Source organism: Janthinobacterium agaricidamnosum, assembly GCF_003667705.1.
In the GTDB taxonomy this organism is placed as follows: Bacteria; Pseudomonadota; Gammaproteobacteria; order Burkholderiales; family Burkholderiaceae_D; genus Janthinobacterium.
In genome coordinates this window covers 2,100,387-2,126,098 of record NZ_CP033019.1, presented here as the reverse complement: position 1 = coordinate 2,126,098, position 25,712 = coordinate 2,100,387, and the positions used below count along the sequence as shown (strand labels likewise).

Below are 25,712 nucleotides of genomic sequence, written 5' to 3'. Positions count from 1 at the left end.
CAAATAATAAAGCTATCTGGAGACCACATGTCATCCCCAACATTAAAAGTCGGCATCGTCGGCCTGGGAAGGCTGGGCCAGCGCCACGCCATCAACCTGGCGCAGCGCGTGCCCAACGCCGAAGTCGTGGCCGCCTGCAGCCCCGTGCCGGCTGAACTGGACTGGGCCGCCAGCCAGCTCGGCATCACCACCGGCTATGCCGACTACGATGCGCTGCTGGCCCATCCCGGCCTGGACGCCGTCTTCCTCGTCACGCCCACCTCGCTGCATGCGGACCAGATCATCGCCGCCTTGCGCGCCGGCAAGCACGTGTTTTGCGAAAAACCGCTATCGCTGGACCTGGCCGACTGCCTGAAGGTGGAAGCGGAGGCGGCGCGCCACCCGCAACTGACCATCATGATCGGCTTCGTGCGGCGTTTCGACGCCAGCTATCATGACGCGCAGCAAAAGATCGCACTAGGACTCATCGGCAAGCCGTATCTCGTGCGTTCGCAAACCTGCGACCAGAACGACCCCAGCGGCGCCTTCATGCGCTTCGCCCCCACCAGCGGCGGCATCTTCCTCGATTGCAGCGTGCACGATATCGACCTGGCGCGCTGGCTGCTGGGCAATCCCGTGCCCAAACGCGTGTATGCGAGCGGCACCAACGCCATCCACACGGGCTTGCAGACGTTCGGCGACGTCGACAACGGCCTGGCGACGGTCGAGTTTAGCGACGGCAGCATGGCCAGCTTCATGGCTTCGCGCACCATGGCGCACGGCCATGAAACCCTGACGGAAGTGTTCGGCACGGGCGGCCGCCTGGCCGTGGGCAGCAATCCGCGCCTGAACAGGGTGGAAATTTCCGATACGCACGGCGTGCGCAACGAATGCACGCCGGACTTCTATGCCCGCTTCGCCGACGCCTTTTTGATCGAAGCGCAGGAGTTCACGGATGCGGCGCTGGGCCGGCGCACCTTGTCATTGACCTTGCACGACGCGACGGAAGCGACGCGCATCGGCCTGGCCATGACGCAAGCGATGCGCGAAGCGCGGCCCGTGGAGTTCTAAGCGCCCCGTGGACTCAGGCGGCCGGCGCGGGAAATGGACGTTCGGGCTGCCTGGGCTCCACGGCCAGCCGCAAGCCCATGGCATCGAGGATGGCGGTCAAGGTGCTCAGCGATGGATTGCCCTCGGGCGACAAAGTACGGTACAGCTGGGTAGGATTGAGCTTGGCCGCCTGCGCCACGGCGGGCACGCCGCCAAAGGCGCGCGTCAGCTGGCGCAGCACGGCCAGCAGTTCGCCATGGTCGCCATCGACGAGGATATTGTTGATCAGTTCAAGGGCGAGAGCGGGGTCGTCGCGGTACAGCTCGGCCATCGCTTCGTCATGCGAGCGGTCTCTCGGTGGTTTGCTTGGTTCCTCTTTCATGTCCTCTCTCCTTCCAGTCGTGCCAGCAGGCACAGGCGTACTCGATATCTTTCGGCTGCGTGCGCTTGTCGCCGCCGCACAGCAATAAAATGATCTGTTCGCCGGCGATGGCGTAATACACGCGGTAACCGGCCCCCACGTCGATGCGCAATTCCCACACACCATCGTGGCAGAACTTGTGGTCGCCAAAATTGCCGGGAATCATACGCAGCACGCGCCGGGCTATGGCCACCCTGGCCGTAGTATCGCGCTGGCGTTTCAGCCATTCCGTATATAAATCCCTGCCCGATGACGTCAGATAGTGCCGGATCTCGTACAGCATGTTCGTCCATAAACGAAGAAAGATCAAGGAGAAAATCCACGTGGTTGCATAAAAAAGAAGACCACGCCATCTTGCGGCGAAACCGCATGACGCAGGTGCCGAATGCCGGGATCACTGATGTATATCAAGATGCGCTTCCGCAGTTACTGTAGAGAAATGATGTGGCGCGTACACGCCTCACGCGCATCCGATTGCGCTATACAATAAGCGGCGCTGCCCAACCGCGAAAAACCCTGCCGCCATGACGAATAACGATAACAACTCCCCTCCCCTTGCCGACGTGGCCGAACGCTACGTCAAGCTGGTCCTGGCCATGGGCCAGCACGATGCGTCGTACGTGGACGCCTATTACGGCCCGCCCGCATGGCAACAGGAAGCGGTAGAACAGCAATTGAGTTTGAGCGACATCAAAGCCGCGACTGACAAGGCGCTGGCCCTGCTGGCCGACGAACCTTGCCTGCGCGCCCTTAACCTGCGCAAGCAGTTGCACGCCGTGCTGGCGCGCGCGGACATGCTGCAAGGCGCACGCCTCGATTTCGATACGGAAAGCGCGCGCCTGTACGACGCCGTCTCGCCCCATCACAGCCGTGCGTACTACGAAGACCTGGTGGCGCAGATCGACGCCCTGCTGCCCGGTCCCGGCACGGTCAGCGCGCGTGTCAACGCCTTGCGCGCGCAACTCGTCATTCCCGCCGACAAGCTGCGTGCCGTCATGGACGCGGCCATCCGCATGGGCCGCGAGCGCACCCTGCGCTACATCGCCCTGCCCGACGGCGAAGATTTTGTATTGGAATTTGTCACCGACAAGCCCTGGAGCGGCTACAACTGGTACAAGGGCAACTACCAGAGCGTGATCCAGATCAATACGGACTTGCCCGTGTACATCGATCGCGCCGTCGACCTCGGTTGCCACGAAGCGTATCCGGGCCACCACGTCTACAACGTGCTGCTGGAACGCGACCTGGTGCGCGGCAAGGGCTGGATGGAATACTGCATCTATCCGCTGTATTCGCCGCAATCATTGATCGCCGAAGGTACGGCCAATTACGGCATCGAACTGAGTTTTACGGATGCGGAAAGGCTGGACTTCGAACAGCAGGTGCTGTACCCGCTGGCCGGCCTGGACCCGGCGCTGGCGCCCCGCTATGCGCAACTCAATGCCTTGCTGGTCAAACTGAGCTACGCCGACAACGACATCGCGCGCCAGTACCTCGAAGGCAGCATCACGCGCGAAGAAGCGCTGGAATGGCTGGTCAACGTGCGCCTGTATCCAGCCGAGAAATCCGCGCAGCGCCTGCAGTTCTACGATGCCATGGGCGCGTACGTCATCAATTACAACCTGGGGCAGGACATGGCGAAAGCCTATGTCGAGCGCCAGGGCGCGACGCGTGCCGCGCATTGGGGCGCCTTCCGCGACCTGATGTCCTCGCCGCGCGTGCCCAGCGCGCTGCTGGCCTGACGCTGCCGCCGGCGCCTTACTGCGCCGGCAGGCGGATGGTCGCTTCCAGGCCGCCCTCGCGGTGGTTGGCCAGGCTCAGCTCGCCGCCGTGGGCCTGCACGATGCTGCGCGCAATACCGAGCCCCAGCCCCATGCCGTGCGCATTCTGCTCGCGGCCATGTTCCAGGCGCACATAGGGCTGGAACAGGCTGGCGAACGCCTCTTCGGCCACGCCGGGGCCGTCGTCGCGGATGCGGATGACGATGTGCTCGCCTTCGCGGCGCGCGGACAGGTGCGCCGTCTTGCCGTAAAACAAGGCATTGTCGAGCAAGTTGCCGATGGCGCGCTTGAGCGCCAGGGGCTTGGCCGTCACGCTCAGGCCCGTCTCCACGTAATGCACTTCGTGGCCGGCCAGTTGGGCGCCGCGCACCATGCGCTGCAGCAAGGCGTCGAGCCGCACCTCGGTGGCGTTTTCATGGATGTCGCTATCCTTCACGCATTGCAGCGCCCCCTTGACCATCATGTCCAGCTCGTCGAGGTCGTCGTGGAATTCATTGCGCTGCACATCGTCGTCGAGCAGTTCCGTGCGCAGTTTCAAACGCGTAATGGGCGTGCGCAGGTCGTGCGAAATCGACACGAACAGGCGTTCGCGGTCTTCCAGATAACGCTGGATGCGCTCGCGCATGGCGCCAAAGGCGCGCGCCGTCTGCACGAACTCGCGGCTGCCCGTCTGCGGCAGGGGCGGCGGCGTCTCGCCGCGGCCAAACGCTTCGGCCGCATCCGACAGGGCCGCCAGCGGCCGCGTGGTCCAGCGCACGACGAGGATGGACAGCAGCAGCACGGCCGCCAGCGACAGCGCCTGCAGCAGTACCCGGTCCAGGGTCCAAGGGTTGCTGCTTTGCAAGAAATATGGATTCGGCATCAGCGCCGCCAGGTACAGCCAGTTACCCGGTTCCAGTTCGGCCTGGATCACCAGCACGGGGGCCGGATTCGGTTTCAGCAGCAAGATATGCTGGACCCAGTTTTCCGGCAAGTCGCCGATGCGCGCGCCGCTGTCGGCCACCACCAGGTCAGCCGGCCAGGCGAAGCCCACGCGGTAGCCGGCCAGCTGCGGCAAGTCGCTCTTCAGCGCCGTGCCCACGGTCGCCACCACCGTGTCGGCCAGCGCGTGCGGCGCGATTTCGCGGATGGCCAGCGGGCCCTGGTTGACGTTGACAAAGAAGCGCGTGCCGCCCATCTCGCGGAATTGCTGGATCAGGATGGGCCGGTAATTGGCGGGCAGGCTGAGAAAGAAGCGGATGGTGCTGCTAGCGCTGCGGGCCAGGTGCTGCGAAGCCATGCGCGCTTCCACGGCCGAGTCGCGGCGCAGCTGCGCGGCCCAGATCAGGTTACCCACCAGTTGCGTGGCCAGCACGCCCGCCACCATCACGACGGACAGGCGGCCCAGCAGCGATGGCGGCAGCAGGCGCTCGAGCAGGCGGCGCGCGCCCCGCTCAGGCATGCGCACTGCTGACGTCGGCCGAGAACACATAGCCGGCGCCGCGCACCGTCTTGATCAGCACGGGTTGCTTGCCATCATCCTTCAGGCGCAGCCGCAGCCGGCTCACCTGCACGTCGAGCGAGCGGTCGAGCGGCCCCGCATCGCGCCCCCGCGTCTGTTCGCACAGCACGCTGCGGTCGAGGATATCGCCCGGATGCTCGACAAAATAGCGCAGCAGCTGGAAATCGAGGCCCGTCAGTTGCAGCGCCTCGCCGTCCGCGTCCGTGACCGTGCGTTCCAGCGTGTCGAGCGTAAAGCCCACGAAACGGTAGTAGCGGGGCGGCGCCGCCGCGTCGATGCCCGTGCGGCGGTGGATGGCCTTGATGCGCGCCAGCAATTCACGCGGACTGTAGGGCTTGGCGATGTAGTCGTCGGCGCCCAGCTCCAGGCCCACCACCCGGTCCGTCTCGTCGGAGCTGGCCGTCAGCATGATGATGGGCACGTTCGAGCGGGCGCGCACCACCTTGCACAGGGCAAAGCCGTCCGTGTCAGGCAGCATCACGTCGAGGATCACCAGCGACAGGCTGTCGACATGGCGGTGGAATTCGGCCAGGAAGGTGGCGCCATCGTGCGCCAGGCTGACCTCATATTGATTCTTTTCTAAATATGCCTTCAACAGCATGCGGGTCTTTTGATCGTCGTCAACGACCAGGATTTTGCGTGACATGGTCTCGTCCTTTTTTATTCAGCACCTGCAACATGCTGCCGATGCGGCGCTGGGCGTCGGCCGTGCTGATCGTCTCGTCCAGGAAATAGCGGTGCACCTCGGCGATGATGGCGTCCTTGCTGGTTTCATCGGTGGCCATGCGGTGCACGAGGCTGGGCGCCTGGAAGGCGGCGCCGCGCGCGAACGCCTGCGCCGAAGCGCGCCCACAGCTGTCCAGGCGCGACAGGTCGGTCTGGCGCAAGGCGGGAATCGAACCCTTTACCTGGCTGTACTCGAGCTGCACGGACGGCGAAGCGACCACCTGCGCCAGCTTTTCCTGCGCGCCCTGGTGCGTGTAGTCGGAAGCGAACATGGCCAGCGTATCGATGCTGTACAGGTGATATTCGCCCGTGTCGGGCGCGGCGGCGCAGCCGAAGACCTCGTCCGTGGCGCGGCCCCAGGCGTTCAGCTCGCCCTTCGCCCAGTCGCCCATGATGTACATGGCCGCCTCGCCATCACCGACCTGGCGCGCCATCTCGGGCCAGCTCTGTTCGCGCAGCGGCGCCGCCATCCATTGCTTGAGCGACCTCAAGCGCTGCAAGGCGTGCCGCAGGCGGGGGTCCGCATACGCCTCGGCTTTCTTGTCGACAAACAGGGCGCGGTAGTAGGCAGGCCCCGATTCGGCCAGCACCAGCGTCTCGAACAGGGTGGCCACTTGCCACGCCTCGCTGCTTTGCGCCAGCGGCGTGATGCCGGCCTGACGCAGCGTGGCGGCCACGCGCTCGAAGTCGCTCCAGCTGCGCGGCACGGCCAGGCCCAGGCGCTGGAAAATCTTGCGGTTGTAAAACAGCGTATTGATGCGGTGGATGCCGGCCGGCACGCCCATCGTATGGCCGCGGTTCTGCAGCAGGCCCCACACGGTCGGATACATGGTTGCGCGCCAGTTGTTGCTGGCGGCGACGCTGTCGAGCTGCAGCAGCAGGCCCAGGTCGCTCCACTCGCCCAGCGTGTAGCCGATCAGCTGCATGACTTCCGGCGAATTGCCGGCCAGCACGCGGCTCTTCAGCACCTTGCCCGCGCCGACGCCGGCGCCGCCCGCGATACCCGCGTCGCGCCACTCGACGCCTTCCTGCGCCAGGCGCGCCACCAGCACGTCGGCCGCGCGGCGCTCGCCGGTCGAGGTCCACCAGTGCAGCACTTGCAGCGGCTCGGCCCGCACGGGCACGCCGGTCCACATCAGTGAGAGCAGTGCCAGTGCCGCCACGCCGCGACGGCGGGCGGCCCCGGCATGGCGGTCGGCGGTGCTGCGCGGTGGCGTCTTCAATGCTGTCCCCTTGTTCTTGTCGCGACAAACTATAGCCCAACTACAAAACAGCAGGTTGGTAATTTAGTCACCTGATTTGTAAAGAAACGTGAGCTTTTGTTGCGCCATCTTGCACGGCGTCCAGGCGGCCCCGCCCGCCCGACGCCCCGCGCGGCGCGCCACGGCAGCGGCCAACGGTAAGGAAAGGTAAGCAAGCGCCCCTGCACATTTCAATATTATCCTTTGAAATCAACAAGATAAGAAATGATCGTCAGCGCAAAGCCGGGAGCTGGCGTCACATTTCCCCCGATGCTACTGTCCGCCAACTGCAGCGTATCAGGCAGCCAAACAAGACCAACACCAACAAGGAGACATCATGCGATTGCATGCACAAGGCGGCGTGGCCGCGCGCAACACATTGCTGGCCCTGCTGCTGGCCAGCGGCACGGCGCAAGCGGGCACGCTCACCATCGAAAGCTGGCGCGTGGACGACAAGACCCTGTGGGAAACGGTGCTCATCCCCGCCTTCCAGAAAAAGCATCCGGGCATCGAGATCAAGTTTTCGCCCACCGCCCCCACCGAATACGATTCCACGCTGAACGCGCGCCTGAGCGGCGGCACGGCCGGCGACTTGCTCGCTTGCCGCCCGTTCGACGTCTCGCTGGCCCTGTACAAGCGGGGCCAGCTGGAAAAGCTCGACGGCAAGGCCGGCATGGAGAATTTTCCCGCCTCGGCCAAGGTGGCGTGGCAGACGGACGATGGCAAGGACACCTTCTGCATGCCGATCGCCTCCGTCATGCATGGTTTCCTGTACAACAAGAAAATCTTCCGCGAACTGAAACTGCAGCCGCCCGCCACGGAAGAGGAATTCTTCAAGGTGCTCGAAACGGTCAAGAAGAGCGGCAAGTATGCGCCGCTGGCGCTGGGCACGGCCGACCAGTGGGAAGCGAACCAGGTGGTGTTTACCAGCATCGGCGCCAATTACTGGAAGGGCGAGGATGGCCGCAAGGCGCTGATCGCGGGCAAGGCCAGGTTTACCGATCCGCAATTCGTCGCCGCCTGGGAGTATGAAGCCCGGCTGGGCAGCTATCTGTCCAAGGGTGCCAGCGCGCAAACCTATGGCGACAGCCAGAACCAGTTCGCGCTGGGCAAGGCCGCCATCTACCCTTCCGGCTCCTGGGACATCGCCTACTTCAAGCAGGACCCGGAGCTGGAACTGGGCGCCTTCAACCCGCCCGTGCGCAAGGCCGGCGACAAGTGCTATATCTCCGACCACACGGACATCGGCATGAGCGTCAACAAGAAGTCGAAGAACAAGGAAGACGCCTACAAATTCCTCGCCTGGCTCGGTTCGCAGGAATTCGCCGACATCTACACCAACAAGGTGACGGGCTTCTTCTCGCTGTCGAACCATTTGATTTCCATCAAGGATCCGGTGGCCAAGCAGATGAACGGCTGGCGCGCCAGTTGCGCCTCGACCATCCGCCTGAACGCGCAAATCCTCAACCGGGGCGAACCGAGCATGGAAAACGAGCTGTGGAATGTCAACGCCCAGGTCCTGAACGGCAAGCTGGCGCCGAAAGACGCGGCGCGTCAGATCCAGGCCGGCTTTGCCAAGTGGTACAAGCCGCAGCAGTAATCCCCCCATCCTCCCCCCGCAACCGGCCTGAGCAATGCGATGCAGCGGCCCGGTGGCGCGGTTTTGCCGGCGGCCCCGCCGCCGGTGCTTTTATTCGTCTGGAGTTTCGCCGTGAAGAAAGCTTTCCCGTGGCACGTGGCCGTGTTCCTGGCGCCGGCGCTGCTCATCTACTCGCTGTTCAGCGCCCTGCCCCTGGCCGATACCCTGCGCCTGGGCCTGTACACGACCGATGAGGGCGGCCGCCATCATTTTGCCGGTCTGGCCAATTACGCCACCATCCTGTTCGACCCGCAATGGTCGCAAAGTTTCTGGAATGCGATGTGGAACAACTGCAAGTTTTTTCTCATCCACATGCTGCTGCAAAATCCCATCGGCCTGCTGCTGGCCACCCTCTTCAGCCTCAAGGGGCTGAAGGGCGAGCGCAGCTACCGCACCCTGATCTTCCTGCCCACCTTATTGTCCGTGGTGATCATCGGCTTCATCTGGCAGCTGATCCTGTCGCCGCTGTGGGGCGTGGGCCAGTCGCTGATGGACGGCGTGGGCATCGGCAGCTATTTCGCGCCATGGCTGGGCCAGGAATCGACGGCCCTGCTGACCATCGCGCTCATTTCTGTTTGGCAATACATCGGCATTCCCATGATGCTGATCTATGCGGCCCTGCTGGCCGTGCCCGAGGAAATCATCGAGGCGGCCCACGCGGAAGGCGCCAGCGCCATGCGCATCTTCTGGCAAATCAAGCTGCCGCTGATCTGGCCCACCCTGGGACTGGTGACCATCCTGACGTTTGTCGCCAACTTCAATGCCTTCGACCTCGTGTACTCCGTGAAAGGCGCGCTGGCGGGGCCGAACTACGCCACCGACATCCTCGGCACCTTCTTCTACCGCACCTTCTTCGGTTACCAGGCCCAGCTGGGCAGCCCCACCATGGGCGCGGCCGTGGCCACCATGATGTTCGTCGTCATCCTCGCGGGCGTGGGCGTGTATTTCTTTTTCGTGCAGCGCAAGCTGACACGCTACGAACTGTAAGGGCCGCCATGCGCAACGTTTCCACTCGCCCCCTGGGCCGCGCCGCCGTGCACGTGATCCTGGCCGGCTACACCCTGATCGCGCTGTTCCCCATCGTCTTGATCCTGATCAACTCGGTCAAGACGCGGGCCGCCATCTTCGACAATCCGCTGGCCCTGCCCACGCCCGCCACCTTTTCCCTCGTGGGCTTTCACAAGGTGCTGGCCAATTCGGACTTCCTGCTGTATTTCGGCAACAGCCTGTTCGTCACCCTGCTGTCGCTGCTGCTGATCGTCCTGTTCGGCGCCATGGCGGCCTGGGCACTGTCCGAATACACGTTCACGGGCAACCGCCTGCTGACCCTGTACCTGGCGCTGGGCATCATGATCCCCATCCGCCTGGGCACGGTGTCCATCCTGGAACTGGTGGTGCGGCTCGACCTGATCAATACCCTGACGGCGCTGGTGCTCGTGTACACGGCGCAGGGCTTGCCGCTGGCCGTGATGATCCTGTCCGAATTCGTGCGCCAGGTGCCGCGCGAACTGAAGGATGCGGCGCGCTGCGACGGCGTGGGCGAATTCGCCATCTTCTTCCAGGTAATCCTGCCCCTGATCCGCCCCGCCATCGCCACGGTGGCCGTATTCACCATGATTCCCGCCTGGAACGACCTGTGGTTCCCGCTGATCCTGGCGCCGTCGGACCGCACCAAGACCGTCACCCTGGGCGTACAGCAATTCATCGGGCAATACGTGACGGACTGGAACTCCGTGCTGGCGGCGCTGTCGCTGGCCGTCATTCCCGTGCTCGTCATGTACGTCATTTTCTCTCGTCAACTGATCCGCGGCCTGACATCCGGCGCGGTCAAATAATAGGTGCACCATGGCCCATGTAAGCCTGCAACAACTGAGCAAATCCTACGACGGCCGCACGAACGTGCTGGCCGGCATCGACCTCGACATCCGCGACGGTGAATTCGTCGTGCTGGTGGGCCCTTCAGGCTGCGGCAAATCGACCTTGCTGCGCATGCTGTGCGGTCTGGAAAGCATTTCGCACGGCACCCTCTCCATCGGCGGCAAGGTCGTCAACGACCTGCCGCCCGCCGAGCGGGGCATCGCCATGGTCTTCCAGAGCTATGCGCTGTATCCGCACATGAGCGTATTCCGCAACATGGCGTTCGGCCTGAAGATCGCCGGCGCCGGCAAGGATGACATCGCCCGGCGCGTGCGCCACGCGGCCGCCATCCTGAAGATCGACCATCTGCTCGAGCGCCTGCCGCGCGAACTGTCGGGCGGCCAGCGCCAGAGGGTGGCCATCGGCCGCGCCATCGTGCGCGAGCCGCAGCTGTTCCTGTTCGACGAGCCGCTGTCGAACCTCGACGCGGCCCTGCGCGTGCAGACGCGGCTGGAAATCGCCAAGCTGCACCGCCAGCTGAACGCCACCATCGTGTATGTGACGCACGACCAGGTCGAGGCGATGACCCTGGGCGACAAGATCGTCGTCATGCATGGCGGCCATATCCAGCAGGCGGGCACACCGCTGGAGCTATACCAGCAGCCGGCGAACCGCTTCGTGGCCGGCTTCATCGGCGCGCCCATGATGAATTTCTTCGAGGGCACAGTCATTGCGGCCGAGGAAGATGGCGTGCGCGTGGCCCTGGCCAGCGGCCAGGAAATCACGGCCCTCGTCGATCCGGCCGGCCTGCGGGCGGGCGACGCCGTCACGGCGGGCCTGCGGGCCGAACATATCCTGGAAAACGGCGGCGGCAGCGCCCGCTTCCAGGGCGTCGTCAGCCTGGTGGAACACCTGGGCGAGGCCAATTTCATCTACCTGAGCCTGGACAACGGCCAGGAACTGGTGATACGCGGCGACGGCAACAACCGCGTGCCGCTGGGCCAGCCATTCACGGTCTCGGCCGCCAGCAGCGCCTTCCATCTGTTCGACGCGCAGGGCGTGGCGCGCACGCGGCGCCAGCCCGGCAACCTGATTTCCTCGAAACAGAATCTGGCCGCCTGAGCCTTCCCGCCCAGGCGGCCGCCCCGACTGGATCGGCAGCGATCCGGTAGACGACGTGCCCAAGCACGCATTTTAATAACGACAAGGAGATTGTATGCAACACCCGATCAAGACCTCGCTGGCCCTCGCCTGCACCATGCTGCTGGCCTGCGGCGCCGCCCACGCCAGCGATGCCGAAGGCGAATACCACGGCTACTTCCGCGCCGGCCTCGGCTCGAGCACGGACAGCCGCGGCCCGCAAAGCTGCTACGGCCTGGGCGGCAACACCATGCGCTACCGGCTCGGCAACGAATGCGACACCTATGGCGAATTCGAATACCAGAAGGAAATGGCCAAGTCGCCCAACGGCGTCAGCTTCGTCGGCCATATCATGGTGGCAGCCTACACGCCCAGCTCCGCCGTCAGCGATTCGGACCTGAGCATGTCGAAGATGTACGTGGAAGCGAAAAACATACCCACGCTCAACGGCGGCACGGCCTGGATCGGCAAGCGCTACTACATGCGTCCCGACATCCACATGCTGGACTTGCAATACATCAATATGAACGGCACGGGCGGCGGCATCGACCAGTACAAGCTGGGACCGGGCCGCATCAGCTATGGCTTCTTCAAGGATAACGACAAGCCCGGCAACTCGGCCATCCGGCAAAACCTCGTCTACCAGGGCATCCCCGTCAACCAGGATGGCACGCTGGAAGTACTGACCACCCTCATCACGCCCGACAAGAAGGACAGCACCTCGCACAGCGGCTGGCAGGCCACCGTGCTGCACAAGCAGGATAAAGTGTGGGGCGGCGCCAACACCTTCGGCATCCAGTACGGCGTCGGGCCGGGCACGGGCGCCGGCGGCCAGTGCTGCGACCGCATGGGCACCACGGGCTCGATCCGCAACGGCAGCGACGTCACGCGCCTGCGCATCTTCAATTCGCTGTGGATACAGCCGACGCCCGAGTGGAGCGCGGAAATGGTGGCCATCGTGCAGCGCGACAAGTCCAACGTCTCGGGCGGCAGCTCGACCTGGACCACCGTGGGCGTGCGCCCCGTGTATGCCGTCAACGACAACTTCAAGCTGCAGTTCGAGCTGGGCACGGACCGCGTGACCTCGCCCACGGGCGGCGCCGCCCAGCGCCTGACCAAGCTGACCTTCGCGCCCACCCTGACGGCGGGCAAGGGTTACTGGTCGCGTCCCGAGTTGCGCGCCTTCGTCACCTACGGCAAATGGAACGACGCCGCCACGGCCGCCGTCAACAAGGCCAACGAGTCCGGTCCCGTATACGGCAACGCCACCAGCGGCACCTCATTCGGCCTGCAAGTGGAGACGTGGTTTTAAGAAACTGGCTTGATCTGGCGCAGTGCATGCGCCTGTCGGACTGTGCGAAATCGCGTGCCGCGCTATGCTGCACGCCATACCGCTCACTTCGGAGGTCGCATGCACGCCGCACTTCCCCGGGCCGCCGCCGCGCTGGCCCTGTCTTTCGCCAGCATGGCATGGTCCCGCGATGCCGTCGTCGCGCCCGCCCTCAGCGCGCGCCAGCAGGCGCTGATGTCCACCGTGGCGGGCAGCGCCGCCCATCCGCGCATCCTGCAGGTGCGCCTCGATGAACTGCATCCGACCCAACCGGCCATCGGCTACGACCAGGTGTACTACAAGCTGGGACGCTATGCGGCCGAAGAAAAACACATCGCGGACATCGCCAAGCCCAGGAAATTTGCCGACCTGTGCGAGGCCAATGGCCAGGGCGACGTCTTGCCCAACACGGCCAACGTGGCCGGCGCCACCCTGGCCGCGCCGCCGGCCGGCTACCGCTGCAAGGCGGCCGTGGGCAGCCGCCCGGACGACATGAAGACCGTCGTCATCGGCCCGCGCGGCCTCGTGTACCTGACCGATGGCCACCACACGTTTTCCGCCTTCCGGGAAGCCGATGGCGGACGCAATCAGCAATTGCAGGTCTGGGTCAAGGTCAGCGACAATTTCAGCGCGCTGGACGACGCGGCCTTCTGGACCCGCATGCGCGCGGAAAACAAGGTCTGGCTGAAGAACGGCCGCAACCAGGCCATCACGCCGCAGCAGCTGCCGCCCGCCATCGGTCTCGCATCGCTGGGCAACGACCCGTACCGCTCGCTCGTCTACTTTACGCGCGGGATCGGCTACGAGCCGCCGGAGCACGCCACGGAATTTCTCGAGTTTTACTGGGCCGACTGGCTGCGCCGCATGCCCGCGCTGGACCTGGCGCGTGTCGACCTGCGCGATCCGGTCGCGTATGCCAATGCGATCCTGCTGGCCGCGCAGGCAATGGCGGCGCTGCGGCCCGGCGACAGCGTCAGCGGCGGCAAGAGCGCGCGCGAACTGGGCGCCCTGCGGGAAGTCAACCGGGAAGCGTTCGATGAGCTGATCGGCGACAAGGGCAAGCTGCGCCACGCCATCGCCTATAAAAAATCGCTGGCGCAATAAGCGCGGCGGCGTAAACGACAACGGCCCGCCTGTCACCTGGACAAGCGGGCCGTTTTTCATGGCAGGTGGCGCTTACGCGATACGCTCGCCGTTGGCCGGGTCGAACAGGGCCGCTTTCGACAGGTTGAACGACAGCTGCATGGTCTGCCCCGGCAGCACCGCTTCGCGCGGGTGCGTGCGGCAAGTCACGGCGGCGCCGTTCAGGCGCGTCGTCAGCAAGGTATCGGGGCCGGTCGGCTCGACGAGGTCGATCAGGCAACCGAGTTCCTGGCCCACGTCGCCGTGCGCGCTGCTCATGTCCGTGATCTGCTCCGGACGCACGCCCAGGATCACGTCGCGGCCCGCATAGCTGCGCAGCTTGTCGGCGGCGAACGGCAAGGCCAGGCGCATGCTCTTGCCCGCATTCTCGATGGCGACAAACACGTCGTTGCCCTCGATGACAGGCTTGACGGTGATGAAGTTCATCGACGGCGAGCCGATGAAGCCGGCCACGAACAGATTCGCCGGATTGTCGTAGATTTCCTGCGGCGTGCCCAGTTGCTGCACCACCCCATCCTTCATGACGGCGATCAGATCGCCCATCGTCATCGCCTCGATCTGGTCATGCGTGACGTAGACGATGGTGGCCTTCAGGCGCTGGTGCAGCAGCTTGATCTCGGCGCGCATTTCCACGCGCAGCTTGGCGTCCAGGTTCGACAACGGTTCGTCGAACAGGAACAGCGAGGGCTTGCGCGAGATGGCGCGGCCCATGGCCACGCGTTGACGCTGGCCGCCCGACAGCTGCGCCGGGCGGCGGTCCAGCAAGTGCGTGATCTGCAGCGTTTCGGCCACGCGCGAGACGATTTCTTCCTGCTCCGCCTTCGGCACCTTTTTCACGTTCAAGCCGAACGCGATGTTTTCGCGCACCGTCATCGACGGGTACAGCGCGTAGGACTGGAACACCATGGCGATGTCGCGGTCCTTCGGCGGCAAGTCGTTGACCACCTTGCCGTCGATGAGGATTTCGCCCGAGGTGACGCTTTCCAGGCCGGCCACCATGTTGAGCAGGGTCGACTTGCCGGAGCCGGAGCCGCCGACGAGGATCAGGAACTGGCCATCCTTGATCTCGATGTCGATGCCTTTCAGGACTTCGACGCCATTCGTGTACACCTTGCGGATGCTGCGTATCGATAAACTGGACATATTCTTTCCTTAACCTTTGACTGCGCCTGCGGTCAGACCGCGCACAAAATAACGGCCTGCGACCAGATAGACCAGCAGGGTCGGCAGCGCGGCAATCACCGCGGCGGCCATGTTGACGTTGTATTCCTTCACGCCCGTGGACGTGTTGACCAGGTTGTTCAAGCCCACCGTGATCGGCTGCGAATCGCCGCTGGCGAAGACGATGCCGAACAGGAAGTCGTTCCAGATCTGCGTGAATTGCCAGATGATGCAGACGACGAAAATCGGACCCGAAATCGGCAGCACGATCTTGCGGAAGATCAGGAAGAAGCCGGCGCCGTCGATCCGCGCCGCCTTGATCAGTTCTTCCGGCACGCCGATGTAATAGTTGCGGAAGAACAGGGTCGTGAAGGCCGTGCCATACACCACGTGGACGAAGACGAGACCCGTGGTGGTATTGGCCAGGCCGAATTCACCCAGCAGACGCGCCATCGGCAGGATCACGACCTGGAACGGGATGAAGCAGCCCACCAGCAAGGCGGCGAACAGTATTTCCGAACCGCGGAAGCGCCAGTGCGCGAACACATAGCCGTTGAAGGCGCCCAGGAAGGTCGAGATCAGCACGGCGGGAATCACCATCTTGATCGAGTTCCAGAAGAACGGCTGCATGCCGTCGCAGGTGACGCCTGTGCAGGCCGACGACCAGGCCTTGGCCCAGGAATCGAACTGCCACACGTGCGGCAAGGCCAGCAGGTTGCCGCTGCGGATCTCGTCGAGCGACTTGAACGATGTCGACAGGGTCACGTACAGAGGCACGATGTAGTACACCGCGAACAAAATCAGCAGCAGGTATACCACCACCCGTCCGAGGGTGAGTCGATTATTGCGGGTAGGTGTCATCTCATCGCCTTTGCGCTGCGCGTTTCCAGGTACATCAGCGGCACGAGCACGGCCACGATGGTGGCCAGCATCATCATTGCCGATGCCGAGCCCAGGCCCAGCTGGCCGCGGGTGAAGGAAAACTGGTACATGAAGATGGCCGGCACGGACGACGAATTGCCAGGTCCGCCAGCCGTCAATGCGATGACCAGGTCGAAGCTCTTGATGGCGATATGCGCGAGGATCAGCAGCACGCTGAAGAACACGGGACGCATGGCGGGAATCACGATGCGCCAGTAGATCGTCGGCAGGGACGCGCCGTCGACTTGCGCCGCCTTGATGATTTCATCGTCGATGCCGCGCAGGCCGGCCAGGAACAGGGCCATGACAAAGCCCGACGACTGCCATACGCCGGCGATCACCACCGTGTAGATGGCCATGTCGGAGTTCACCAGCCAGTCGAAGGTGAACGAGGTCCAGCCCCAGTCGTGCATGACCTTTTCCAGGCCCAGGCTGGGATTGAGCATCCATTTCCAGGCCGTGCCGGTGACGATGAAGGACAGCGCCATCGGATACAGATAGATGGCGCGCAGCGCGCCTTCGGCGCGGATTTTCTGGTCCAGCAGGATGGCCAGGAACAGGCCGATGGCGATGCTGCAACCGATGAACAGGACACCGAAGATGCCGAGGTTCTTGAGCGAGGTCCACCAGCGCTCGTTGTCGAACAGCTCGTAATATTGCACCAGGCCGGCGAACTCGTAGTTCGGCATCAGCCGCGATTCGGTCAGCGACAGCCAACCGGTCAAAAAGATAAAACCATAGACGAATACCAAGCTGGCGATGAGCGTGGGGCCCAGCACCATCTGCGGTATCCATCGGTCGAATTGCTTGCGTATGGACATAGGACAGCCGTAGAAGTAGAACTGCGTGTGGCGCCGGCCTGGCCGAAGCCAGGGCGGACGCCTGCGATGCATGCGATGCAGCGGGCGCCGGCGAGAGTGCCGGCGCCGTCGTGATTACTTCACTTTTGCCGCTTTGGCCAGCGCTGCGACCGCGTCTTTCGAGCTCATGTTGGTGTTCATGAACTTGGCGATGACGTCGGTCACGGCGCCTTGCGTGGCCGATGGCAGCGCCATGCCGTGGGCGAACGATGGCACCAGGCCGCCGGTCTTGTTGGTGGCGTCCATGTCTTCCATCGATTTCAGGGCGCAAGCGTCAAACTTGTCCTTCGATACGCCGGAACGCACGGGGATGGAACCCTTGTTCAGGTTGAAAATCGACTGGAACTTCGGATTCATGATGGCATTGGCCAGGGCGATCTGCCCTTTCTTCGCATTCGCATCTTTTTGCGTGAACATGGCAAACGAATCGATGTTGAAGGTGTAGGCCTTGTCCGTGCCAGGCGCTGCCACGCACAGGTAGTCCTTGCCCGGCACCTTGCCGGCGGCCGTGAACTCGCCCTTGGCCCAGTCGCCCATGAACTGGAAGCCGGCCTTGTTGTTGATGACCATGGCGGTCGCCAGGTTCCAGTCGCGGCCAGCCGCATCCTTGTCGATGTAGGTCTTCACCTTGCCCAGGGTGTCGAACACCTTGAGCATGGTCGGACCGGTCAATTCCTTCTGATCCAGCTTGAGGATGGCTTTCTTGTAGAACTCCGTGCCGCCCACGCCCAGCGCGACGGATTCAAACACGGTGGCGTCCTGCCAAGGCTGGCCGCCGTGGGCGATCGCGATGCCGCCCGATTTCTTGATCTTCTCGGCCGCGTCGAAGAACGCATCCCAGGTGGTCGGGGTGGTGGCCACGCCGGCTTTTTTCAGCACTTCCGGATTGACCCACATCCAGTTGACACGGTGGACGTTGACGGGAGCGGCAACGTAGTGGCCCTTGTATTTCATGATATCGGCGACGACTTTCGGCAGCACGGCATCCCATTTGCCTGGAATGGCGGCATCATCGATATTGGCCAGCACGCCTTCGGCGCCCCACTCCTGGATCGATGGGCCCTTGATCTGCGCAGCCGTCGGCGGGTTGCCGGAAATGACGCGGGTTTTCAGCGCGGTCGCGGCGTTTTCGCCAGCGCCGCCAGCCACGGCGAAATCTTTCCAGCCGAAGCCGCTTTCCTTCACGATTTGCTGCAACTGGCCCACGGACTTCGCTTCGCCGCCGGAGGTCCAGTAGTGCAACACTTCCACGTCGGTCGCAAACGCGCTGCCGGCAAATGCCAGGGTGGTCAATGCGGCCAGTTGGGTAATCTTGAATTTCAGTTTCATCTCCACATTCCTTTTTTGATCAAGCTTTTAGGGGGCTTCGGCATACGGGGCCGAAAAAGGTGAAATCTGCGCCTGTACCGGCGCTCTTGTGCTCAGACCCGCTTGCAAACGGGCATCATCTTGGTGTAAAGACGGCGCCGTGATCCATGACATGACTACATTGCATTTATATCACGGGACGGCGCCAAAAACGCATCCGCGAAGGATGCGCCAGGTTGATCTGCATTACAAACGTCAACACTGAACAAAACCGTCGCGAGCGGCAGTGATTTGTGGCTAAGAAGCGCAGCCGGGCTAAAGCCCGGTGAGCATCGCAGGCCGCAAAGCGCGCCGCGCAGCAGGTTTGGTTCGGTGTTTAGAACCAGGTTTCCACCTGGAAACCGTAAGAGGTGCCGCTGGTATTGTTGTTGTAGATCGGGCCGCCGTTGTTCGACGCATTGACCGAGGCGGTGGCCGCATCGTTCCATTTGCCGTAGGTCACGAAAGCGCGCAGTTCAGGACGCGACCACAGGCCAGGGCCGGCCGAGATCGTCGGGGCGATGGTCAGCTTGGTCAGGCGCTTGGCCGGCAGGCCGCCCGCTTGCGTCACGCGGTCCGTGCCCAGTTCGCCCACCAGCTTGAAGTTGTTGGTGAACGCGTACACGGGACGCACGCCGACCGAGGTCCAGGTCGACGAACCGTTGGCGTTCGATTCGTCTTTTTGCCACAGGGCGACGAATTCCATGCCGAAGTTGGCCATCGGCTGGATCGCCATGTCATTGAAGATGCGCGTGCGTTTCACGTCCGAACCGAAATTGGTGTCGCCCGACGCGCCGAACTGCGCACCCTTGCCGGTGCCAGGACCGACGCCGTACTGCACGCCGAAGGTATTGCCGCCGCCGAACACTTTCGCCTGGCGGTGGAAGGCCGACAATTGCCAGCCATTGTGCTTCTGGCCGTAAGCGTCGTTGTCCTTGCCTTCGCCGATGATGTAGGTCGCGGCCAGGTCCAGGGTGCCGTTTTCATTGACGGGAATCTCGCCGTAGATGAAGTTCTGGCGCACGGCCGATTTGGTGCTGACGACGCCGGTCTTCGACACGGTGTTGATGTCGTTGTCCTTGAAGAAGGCGTACGAGAATTTACCGGGGCCCGCAGGAATGCGGTCCAGGCCGGCGCCCGTGCCGTTCATGTTGATGTACTGCAAGTCCAGCATGTGGATGTCAGGACGGTAGTAGAAGCGCTTGCCGATCCAGGCCGTGCCGCCGTTCAGGAAATCGAGTCCCTGTGCTTCGACATAGGCCTTGACGATGCCCAGTTTGTTGTCGCCGAAATCCGAGTTGGGCGCGTAAGCGTTGACCCAGATGGTGGCCAGGTAGTTCACGCCGCCGGACTGGGCGACGGACTTGGTGTAGCCGAATTCCGTGTAGGCGTCGCACTCATTGCCCAGACGATATTTCATGGTATTGCCGCCCAGACCGAAGCAGCCTTGCGAACCGCCGCCGCCCGAGGTATTGCTGCCGGCGCCGGCGCGCAGGTAGCCATGGAAGCCTTCGGAATCGGATGGGTACATAGGGTCGGCGGCAGCGGAACCGCTGGCGATGGCCAAGACGATGGCAGCTGGCAGTGTCTTCAACACGGCCTTCAACATGTTGCGATGCAGCATGATAAGTCTCCTCAGTAGTTATTTTTTATCTAGTCATTCGTGGCCGAATGTACTGGCCAGAATTCTTTCCAGCAGGGACATAGTAACTATACTACGAACAAATATCAACATATTATGTTGTAATCCTACGACTACTCTGCGACACTTTATTTGCGTACCGACAGGCGAGTTGACTGCCCTGTTTTTCCCGCTGGCGCCACCGCATCTGGCACCTTGGACAGGCATTTGCGCAGGCATCCCGCATTTTTCGGCACGCGGCACGTATACGAATTAAAATCCTTGGTTTTTGCCCATAACGACAGTGCGCGGCCACGACCACGCACGCAGACGAGACAAAGCACCGCCATGAAAATTGATGAAAAAATGGAAGTAGCAGGCAGCGATCCAGCGGAGCGTTTCAGTGAAGGCCCGCGCCTGCTGGCAGACATCGGCGGCACCAATGCCCGCTTCGTGCTGGAAACGCGCCAGGGCCACCTGGAAGCGGTCGCCGTGCTGCCCTGCGACGACTACGCGTCGCTGCTCGACGCCATCACCGCATATATGGATAGCAGCGAGGCGCGCGCCGCCGGTTCGGCACGCGTGCGCCATGCGGCCATCGCCATCGCCAATCCCATCGACGACGACAATATCCGCATGATGAACCATCACTGGTTCTTCTCGATCGAGGCGATGCGCGCCGCACTGGGCCTCGACACCTTGCTGGTGGTGAACGACTTCACGGCGCTGGCCATGGCCCTGCCCTATCTGCGGCCCGACCAGCGCCAGCAGATCGGCGGCGGCATGGCGCGCGCCGACAGCGTCATCGGTTTGCTCGGTTCGGGCACGGGCCTGGGCGTGTCGGGCATGATCCCCGCGGAAGACCGCTGGATCGCGCTGGGCAGCGAAGGCGGCCACGTCAGCTTCGCCCCCTGCGACCAGCGCGAGATGGACGTGCTGTCCTTCGCCTGGCGCGAACTGTCGCACGTCTCGGCCGAGCGCCTCGCCTCCGGGCGCGGGCTGGAACTGATCTACCGCGCCCTGTCCGACCGGGCTGGCCGGCATGACGTCCCGCCGCTGCTGGCGGCCGACATCACCAGCCGCGCCCTGAACAATGAATGCGACGTGTGCCTGGAAGCGGTCGACTGCTTCTGCGCCATCCTCGGCTCCATCGCCGGCAACGTGGCCATGACCCTGGGCGCCCTGGGCGGCATCTATATAGGCGGGGGCATCGTGCCGCGCCTGGGGCCTTTGTTCGAACGGTCGCAGTTCCGCGCCCGCTTCGAGCAAAAGGGCCGCCTGAACGAATACCTGGCGCAGATCCCCACGTTTCTGATCACGGCCGAACTGCCTACTTTTCTGGGCATCGCCGCCATCCTGGCGCAAAAGCTCAAGCGCGCCCATACCGGCGCGCCCGTGCTCGAATCCGTGCGCCAGGCGCGCGGGCGCATGAGTCCATCGGAATGCAAGGTGGCCGACTGGGTATTGAAAGAGCCGAACGCCATGCTGACCCTGCCGATCGCCGAAATCGCCCAGCGGGTCGGCGTGAGCCAGCCGACCGTGATGCGCTTTTGCCGCTCGATCGGCGTGCAGGGCCTGGCCGATTTCAAATTAAAACTCGCTTCCGGCCTGACGGGCGGCGCCATCACGGTGGCGCACTGCCACGTGGAGATTTCGGACTCCGACGCGGAACTGGCGCGCAAGGTGCTGGGCAATAACGCTTCGGCCGCGCTGGCCCTGCGCGACATGCTCGACGTGAAGGCGCTGACGGCGGCCATCGAACTGCTGCGCGGCGCGCAGCGCGTGGAATTGCTGGCCGTGGGCAGCGCCCGCGTGGTGGCCGACGACATGCAGCACAAGCTGCTCAATCTGGGCATCGTCAGCAGCTTCTTTGCCGATCCGCAGGCGCAGGAAATGAGCGCCGCCATGCTCAAGCCGGGCGACGTGGCGCTGGTCATTTCCCGTTCGGGCGCCCTGCCCGACCTGCTGCGTACCGTCAAGGTGGCGCAGGGCTGCGGCGCGCGCGTGCTGGCGATCACGGCCAGCGGTTCGCCGCTGGCCAAGCTGGCCGACGTGCTGCTGACCCTGAACCACCCGGAAGGCAACCTCAATTTCGTGCCCATGATCGTGCGCCTGCTGCAGCTGATGATGCTCGATATCCTGTCGGTGGGACTGGCGCGGCGCGACACGGCGCAGCGCACCAGCGCCGCCCAGCTGGAAGAGGGTCAATTGCACGGCATGCGCATCAGCGGCAAGCTGAAATTCGGTGGCCACCTCGAATAAGGCGGCGCATGCCGCCCACGCCGCCGCCGACACGGCCAGCGGCGCCACCGTGCACGACGTGGCGCGCCTGGCCGGCGTCTCGGCCATGACGGTATCGCGCGTCATCAACGGGCGCGCCAGCGTCAGGGCGGCCACGCGCGACAAGGTCGAGGCGGCCATCGCCAGCCTGCGCTACCAGCCCAACCTGGCGGCCCGTGCCGCCCGCACGGGCACCCTGCGCATCGGCTTGTTATACAGCAACCCCAGCGCGGCCTTCCTCAGTGAATTTCTCGTCGGCGCCATGGACCAGTGCCGCCAGGGCGGTGGCCAGCTGCTGCTCGAACGCTGCGAAGACCTCGATAGCCAGCGCGCCGGCATCGATTGCCTGGTGGCGGCCGGCGTGGACGGCATCCTCGTGCCGCCGCCCCTGTGCGATTCACCGGAAGTGCTGGCGCAGCTCAATACCATGGGTATCCCCGCCATCGCCGTGGCCACGGCGCGCCCCTCGCCCGGCGTCTCGGCCGTGCGCATCGACGACTACGAGGGCGCGCTGGCCATGACGCGCCATTTGATCTCACTGGGCCACCGCGACATCGGCTTCATCGAGGGCGACCCGGCGCACACGCCCGCCCTGCTGCGCCGCCAGGCCTTCGAGGACGCCATGCGGGAAGCGGGCTTGCCAGTGCCGCCGCACAGGGTGGCGCAAGGCTATTTTACCTACCGTTCGGGGCTCGACGCGGCGCGCCGGCTGCTGGCGCACGAACCGTACCCCAGCGCCATCTTCGCCAGCAATGACGACATGGCCGCCGCCACCCTGGCCGTGGCGCACGGCATGGGCTTGCAGGTGCCGGCGCAATTGAGCGTGTGCGGCTTCGACGACACGCCCGTCGCCAGCACCGTCTGGCCCGAGCTGACCACCATCCACCAGCCCATCGCCGACATGGCGCGCGCCGCCGTCAAGCTCGTCATCGACGAGATACGCCAGCGCCGCGCCGGGGAAACGGCGCCCGCCACGCATCACTTGATGGAATTTACCCTGGTAGAGCGCGCATCGTCGGGCAGCTATGCGCCGCCGACGGCACAGGGCCAGCGCAGGCCTTGACGCTGCCGGAACAGGCGATGCCACCACCCGCCATTCCGGCGCACCCGGCCCTACAGCGCCTCGGTCAAGGCGGGGCTGCCGATGGAAGTGACGGCATAACCGTTGCGGCCAGCGCTTTTTGCCTTGTAGAGCGCCGTATCGGCCGCCGTCAAGAATGCCCCCGCCGTCGTATCGCCGCGGGTGCAGAACGCCAAGCCGACACTGGTGGTGACATGCAGACCGATACCGCCGCAATCAAAGTGCACGGCCATCCCTTGCACGATTTTCTTGCCCAGTACCGCGAGCTCGGACTGCTCCGTCAGTTGTTCAAAAATAATGACAAACTCGTCGCCGGCAAGGCGCGCCACCGTGTCGGAGGCCCGGACGCAAGCTTTGAGCCGTTTGGCAAATTCAATCAATACCAGATCGCCGATACCATGACCATATGTGTCATTTATTTTTTTGAAATAGTCGATATCCAGATACGCCAGCGCCAGGCCCGTGCCAGCGCGCCGCGCACGCGTCAATGCCGCGGCCAGCGCCTCGTCAAACATGCGCCTGTTGTGCAGGCCCGTCAGCATGTCAGTACGCGCCAGAGCGGCGAGGTTGTTTTCCGCCGCTTCCCTCTGCAGCGACAGCGCATAGAATGCACGGCTCAGCTTTCCAAACTCGTCTTTACGGGCGATATCAAACACCGCAATATCGGCATTGCCTGAGCGTATGCTCGCCACATGCCGGCCCAGATCGCCCAAAGGACGCAAGAGCAGCATTACCGCGATCCAGCCGGCACAACTGGCCAGAAAGGCCACGCCTGACGAAGCAATGATGACTTTGGCATACATATCGGTGACCGGCGTGAATGCCTCGCTTTCAGGATAGACGGCGCCGATGATCCAATCTGCCGCGCGCAAATGCTTGTACGTCATAATTGCCTGCACGCCCAGCTTGGTTTTACCTTGCGTCCAACCGTCGAATCCCCGCAATGCGGCCAAGGTGGAAGGGGTTGCGCCGCCCGTTTCATCATGCACCCGCTTCAGGACGCGCGCCGGGTCCGGATGGTGGAGTATCGTGCCGTCGTCGGTCAACATGAACAGATAACCGCTCTTGCCCGGCTTGAGCTGCTCCCACTGGCCAAAAAATGTCGGGCTTTGCAAATTCAGACCGCCAGCGATTACATACAACAATTTTCCGGCTTTGTCATAGATCGGTTCGGTTACCAGCACAACGGGCTTGCCCGACAGCTGGCTCTTGAATGGACGCGATATCACGCCTTCCCTGAGCTTCACGGTATCGATAAAATATTCGCGCGCAGCGAAATTGAGCTTGCCGGCCACGCGCCGGTCATTCATGCTGGCAATCAGTTTCCCGGTAGCATCAAAGGCGACGAGATTGAAAAATTCCTCGCGCAGAGTTGGATGATTTTCTATAAATGCCTGCATCCGCTGCGGATGTTCATACACATCCGCAGGCAGCCCTTCCGCCAGCACCTTGAGCAGCGCTTTCTTGGCATTCAAGTCTTCGTCGATATATGCCGCGGCACTGGTCAGCAAGGCATATTGCTGATTGCCGATAACGGATACCATCTGCCCTTGCGCGACAGACAGCGATGTGAGCGCAACAGAACCCGTTGCGCACAGCACCAGTACGCCCACGAGCACAGTCATCTTGAATTTGAAGCTCCGGGGATTGAAAAACTTCCAGATCTTATGCATGCGGACTTCCTTCTCAGCGCCCGTGCTCTGTAAAGCGCACGGACCCGGCCAAGTGGCGCCATGCATGGCAATGGGAAGCACGGCATATCGGTCAGCGCATGACTTCGAACCTATCCCCGGATGAATACACTCCCAGAACAGGCTCTTGACATGGCAAGAGAGCAAATCTTACGCCTATTCTCGCAAAAAGGGCGCCCTGGCGCCGCTGAATAGACACGCCATCCCCACATCATCGCCATATCGTACGCTCCAGCAACGATTCCACCACTTGCACCGCTGGCGGCGAACCGCCTGCCGCCAGCAGGCGCCCTCCACGCATCCTCTGATGGCGCTTACCTTGATGTAACGGGCGTCGACAGGGCCAGCGCGCTAGTCAGACGCGGCCAGGCAGGCTCAGGGCTGCATCCCGGGCACTTGCATTTCCGCCTTGCGCGCCGCGATCTGGCCGCCCATGGCCAGCAGATCGAGTTGCGCCTCACGCGCGCGCGGAAAAATCTCGCCCTCCTCTTCCTGTACGTGCTGCTCGATCTGCCTGGACAAGACCTTGACCTTGGCGTCGTACAAGTCTTCGCCGGGCGCCATGGCGACGATTTGCGCGATCAATTCCTTGGCCGAGGCATGTTCGACGATGGCTTCATCGATCAGGTCTTCATTCAGGCGGCTGGCCTCGCGCACGGCCGGATAAAAGATTTCCTCTTCCGCCATCGCATGCTTGCTCAATTCCTCGCAGATTTTCAGCGCCAGCTTGCGTTTGCTGGCGAGCGACCTGTCGCTGAGCCCCTCGTACTGTTCGAACAAGTCCTTCACCGTCTGATGATCTTGCGTCAGCAATTCGATCGCATCCATGTCTTGCATACCGGCATTTTGCTGGGAAACGGACGCTGCCTGATGGGATTGGGTGGCCATGATGTGTTCTCCAGGTGTGCAATGAAGTCCCCATTCTAGACAGGGCCATGCGGC

Annotated in this window: 22 protein-coding genes; 10 read left to right on the top strand and 12 right to left on the bottom strand. The window is 63.3% G+C overall.

Translation table 11 applies throughout. From position 1 onward, the window contains the following. Positions 1–27: 27 nt before the first annotated feature. Complete coding sequence (locus D9M09_RS09795) at positions 28–1,050, top strand: Gfo/Idh/MocA family oxidoreductase (RefSeq protein ID WP_121669168.1); 1,023 nt, start codon at positions 28–30, stop codon at positions 1,048–1,050. A 13-nt stretch (positions 1,051–1,063) separates the two neighbouring features. Here the strand turns inward: D9M09_RS09795 and D9M09_RS09790 are convergent, their stop codons facing one another. Together D9M09_RS09790 and D9M09_RS09785 are read right to left on the bottom strand one after the other, a co-directional pair. Further along, positions 1,064–1,411 (bottom strand): DNA-binding protein, encoded by a 348-nt coding sequence (locus D9M09_RS09790; protein WP_070218097.1) that lies wholly within the window; start codon positions 1,409–1,411, stop codon positions 1,064–1,066. Continuing rightward, positions 1,368–1,733 carry a type II toxin-antitoxin system RelE/ParE family toxin gene (locus D9M09_RS09785; protein ID WP_070218118.1) on the bottom strand — a complete coding sequence of 122 codons (366 nt, stop codon included), beginning with the start codon at positions 1,731–1,733 and terminating at the stop codon, positions 1,368–1,370. The genes D9M09_RS09790 and D9M09_RS09785 overlap by 44 nt, the downstream gene beginning before the upstream one ends. Before the next feature lie 241 nt (positions 1,734–1,974). Here D9M09_RS09785 and D9M09_RS09780 point away from each other — a divergent pair, with 241 nt between their 5' ends. Next, positions 1,975–3,192, top strand: a complete 1,218-nt coding sequence (locus D9M09_RS09780; RefSeq protein ID WP_205602347.1) for a hypothetical protein — start codon at positions 1,975–1,977, stop codon at positions 3,190–3,192. A 16-nt stretch (positions 3,193–3,208) separates the two neighbouring features. On the opposite strand, the gene D9M09_RS09775 is transcribed toward D9M09_RS09780, so the two are convergent. From D9M09_RS09775 to D9M09_RS09765, 3 genes are read right to left on the bottom strand one after another with little or no spacing between them, the layout of a single operon-like run. Beyond that, positions 3,209–4,672, bottom strand: coding sequence for an ATP-binding protein (locus D9M09_RS09775; RefSeq protein WP_240453601.1), 1,464 nt, complete (start codon positions 4,670–4,672; stop codon positions 3,209–3,211). After that, the gene (locus D9M09_RS09770) at positions 4,665–5,378 is read right to left on the bottom strand and encodes a response regulator (RefSeq protein WP_070290746.1); all 714 of its coding nucleotides are present in this window, start codon (positions 5,376–5,378) and stop codon (positions 4,665–4,667) included. The genes D9M09_RS09775 and D9M09_RS09770 overlap by 8 nt, the downstream gene beginning before the upstream one ends. Beyond that, the gene (locus D9M09_RS09765) at positions 5,353–6,681 is read right to left on the bottom strand and encodes an ABC transporter substrate-binding protein (RefSeq protein WP_240453600.1); all 1,329 of its coding nucleotides are present in this window, start codon (positions 6,679–6,681) and stop codon (positions 5,353–5,355) included. The genes D9M09_RS09770 and D9M09_RS09765 overlap by 26 nt, the downstream gene beginning before the upstream one ends. A gap of 355 nt (positions 6,682–7,036) precedes the next feature. Between D9M09_RS09765 and D9M09_RS09760 the strand changes: the two genes are divergently transcribed. The 6 genes from D9M09_RS09760 (at position 7,037) to D9M09_RS09735 (ending at position 13,769) form a co-directional block, all read left to right on the top strand. Then, a complete protein-coding gene (locus tag D9M09_RS09760; protein WP_121669166.1) occupies positions 7,037–8,299 on the top strand; it encodes an ABC transporter substrate-binding protein in 1,263 nt (420 codons plus the stop codon). A gap of 111 nt (positions 8,300–8,410) precedes the next feature. Further along, entirely contained in the window at positions 8,411–9,325 is a 915-nt protein-coding gene (locus D9M09_RS09755; RefSeq protein ID WP_121671031.1) for a carbohydrate ABC transporter permease, read from the top strand. 8 nt (positions 9,326–9,333) lie between these two features. Then, positions 9,334–10,173 (top strand): carbohydrate ABC transporter permease, encoded by an 840-nt coding sequence (locus D9M09_RS09750; RefSeq protein WP_070218105.1) that lies wholly within the window; start codon positions 9,334–9,336, stop codon positions 10,171–10,173. Positions 10,174–10,183: 10 nt separating this feature from the next. Then, positions 10,184–11,317 (top strand): ABC transporter ATP-binding protein, encoded by a 1,134-nt coding sequence (locus tag D9M09_RS09745; protein ID WP_121669165.1) that lies wholly within the window; start codon positions 10,184–10,186, stop codon positions 11,315–11,317. A gap of 94 nt (positions 11,318–11,411) precedes the next feature. Beyond that, entirely contained in the window at positions 11,412–12,647 is a 1,236-nt protein-coding gene (locus D9M09_RS09740) for a maltoporin (RefSeq protein ID WP_070218107.1), read from the top strand. A 99-nt stretch (positions 12,648–12,746) separates the two neighbouring features. Further along, on the top strand, positions 12,747–13,769 hold the full coding sequence (locus D9M09_RS09735) for a ParB/Srx family N-terminal domain-containing protein (RefSeq protein WP_121669164.1): 1,023 nt from the start codon (positions 12,747–12,749) through the stop codon (positions 13,767–13,769). 72 nt (positions 13,770–13,841) lie between these two features. On the opposite strand, the gene D9M09_RS09730 is transcribed toward D9M09_RS09735, so the two are convergent. From D9M09_RS09730 to D9M09_RS09710, 5 genes are all read right to left on the bottom strand, one after another. After that, complete coding sequence (locus D9M09_RS09730; protein ID WP_070218108.1) at positions 13,842–14,951, bottom strand: ABC transporter ATP-binding protein; 1,110 nt, start codon at positions 14,949–14,951, stop codon at positions 13,842–13,844. Positions 14,952–14,960: 9 nt separating this feature from the next. After that, complete coding sequence (locus D9M09_RS09725) at positions 14,961–15,830, bottom strand: carbohydrate ABC transporter permease (RefSeq protein ID WP_070290751.1); 870 nt, start codon at positions 15,828–15,830, stop codon at positions 14,961–14,963. Beyond that, on the bottom strand, positions 15,827–16,711 hold the full coding sequence (locus tag D9M09_RS09720; RefSeq protein ID WP_034777935.1) for a carbohydrate ABC transporter permease: 885 nt from the start codon (positions 16,709–16,711) through the stop codon (positions 15,827–15,829). Before D9M09_RS09720 ends, D9M09_RS09725 begins: the two co-directional genes overlap by 4 nt. A 114-nt stretch (positions 16,712–16,825) precedes the next feature. Beyond that, positions 16,826–18,079, bottom strand: a complete 1,254-nt coding sequence (locus D9M09_RS09715) for an ABC transporter substrate-binding protein (protein WP_035817882.1) — start codon at positions 18,077–18,079, stop codon at positions 16,826–16,828. Positions 18,080–18,434: 355 nt separating this feature from the next. Next, positions 18,435–19,721, bottom strand: coding sequence for a maltoporin (locus D9M09_RS09710; RefSeq protein WP_083287142.1), 1,287 nt, complete (start codon positions 19,719–19,721; stop codon positions 18,435–18,437). Between the two features lie 345 nt (positions 19,722–20,066). On the opposite strand from D9M09_RS09710, the gene D9M09_RS09705 reads away from it, so the two are divergent. Both D9M09_RS09705 and D9M09_RS09700 read left to right on the top strand, forming a co-directional pair. Then, positions 20,067–21,980 (top strand): glucokinase, encoded by a 1,914-nt coding sequence (locus D9M09_RS09705; RefSeq protein WP_070291724.1) that lies wholly within the window; start codon positions 20,067–20,069, stop codon positions 21,978–21,980. Further along, entirely contained in the window at positions 21,964–23,061 is a 1,098-nt protein-coding gene (locus D9M09_RS09700) for a LacI family DNA-binding transcriptional regulator (RefSeq protein WP_083293469.1), read from the top strand. The genes D9M09_RS09705 and D9M09_RS09700 overlap by 17 nt, the downstream gene beginning before the upstream one ends. Positions 23,062–23,111: 50 nt before the next feature. Here D9M09_RS09700 and D9M09_RS09695 read toward each other — a convergent pair whose 3' ends face one another. After that, positions 23,112–24,752, bottom strand: a complete 1,641-nt coding sequence (locus D9M09_RS09695; RefSeq protein WP_070310689.1) for a diguanylate cyclase domain-containing protein — start codon at positions 24,750–24,752, stop codon at positions 23,112–23,114. 393 nt (positions 24,753–25,145) lie between these two features. Next, positions 25,146–25,598 carry a hemerythrin domain-containing protein gene (locus D9M09_RS09690; protein ID WP_070310706.1) on the bottom strand — a complete coding sequence of 151 codons (453 nt, stop codon included), beginning with the start codon at positions 25,596–25,598 and terminating at the stop codon, positions 25,146–25,148. Positions 25,599–25,712 lie beyond the last annotated feature (114 nt).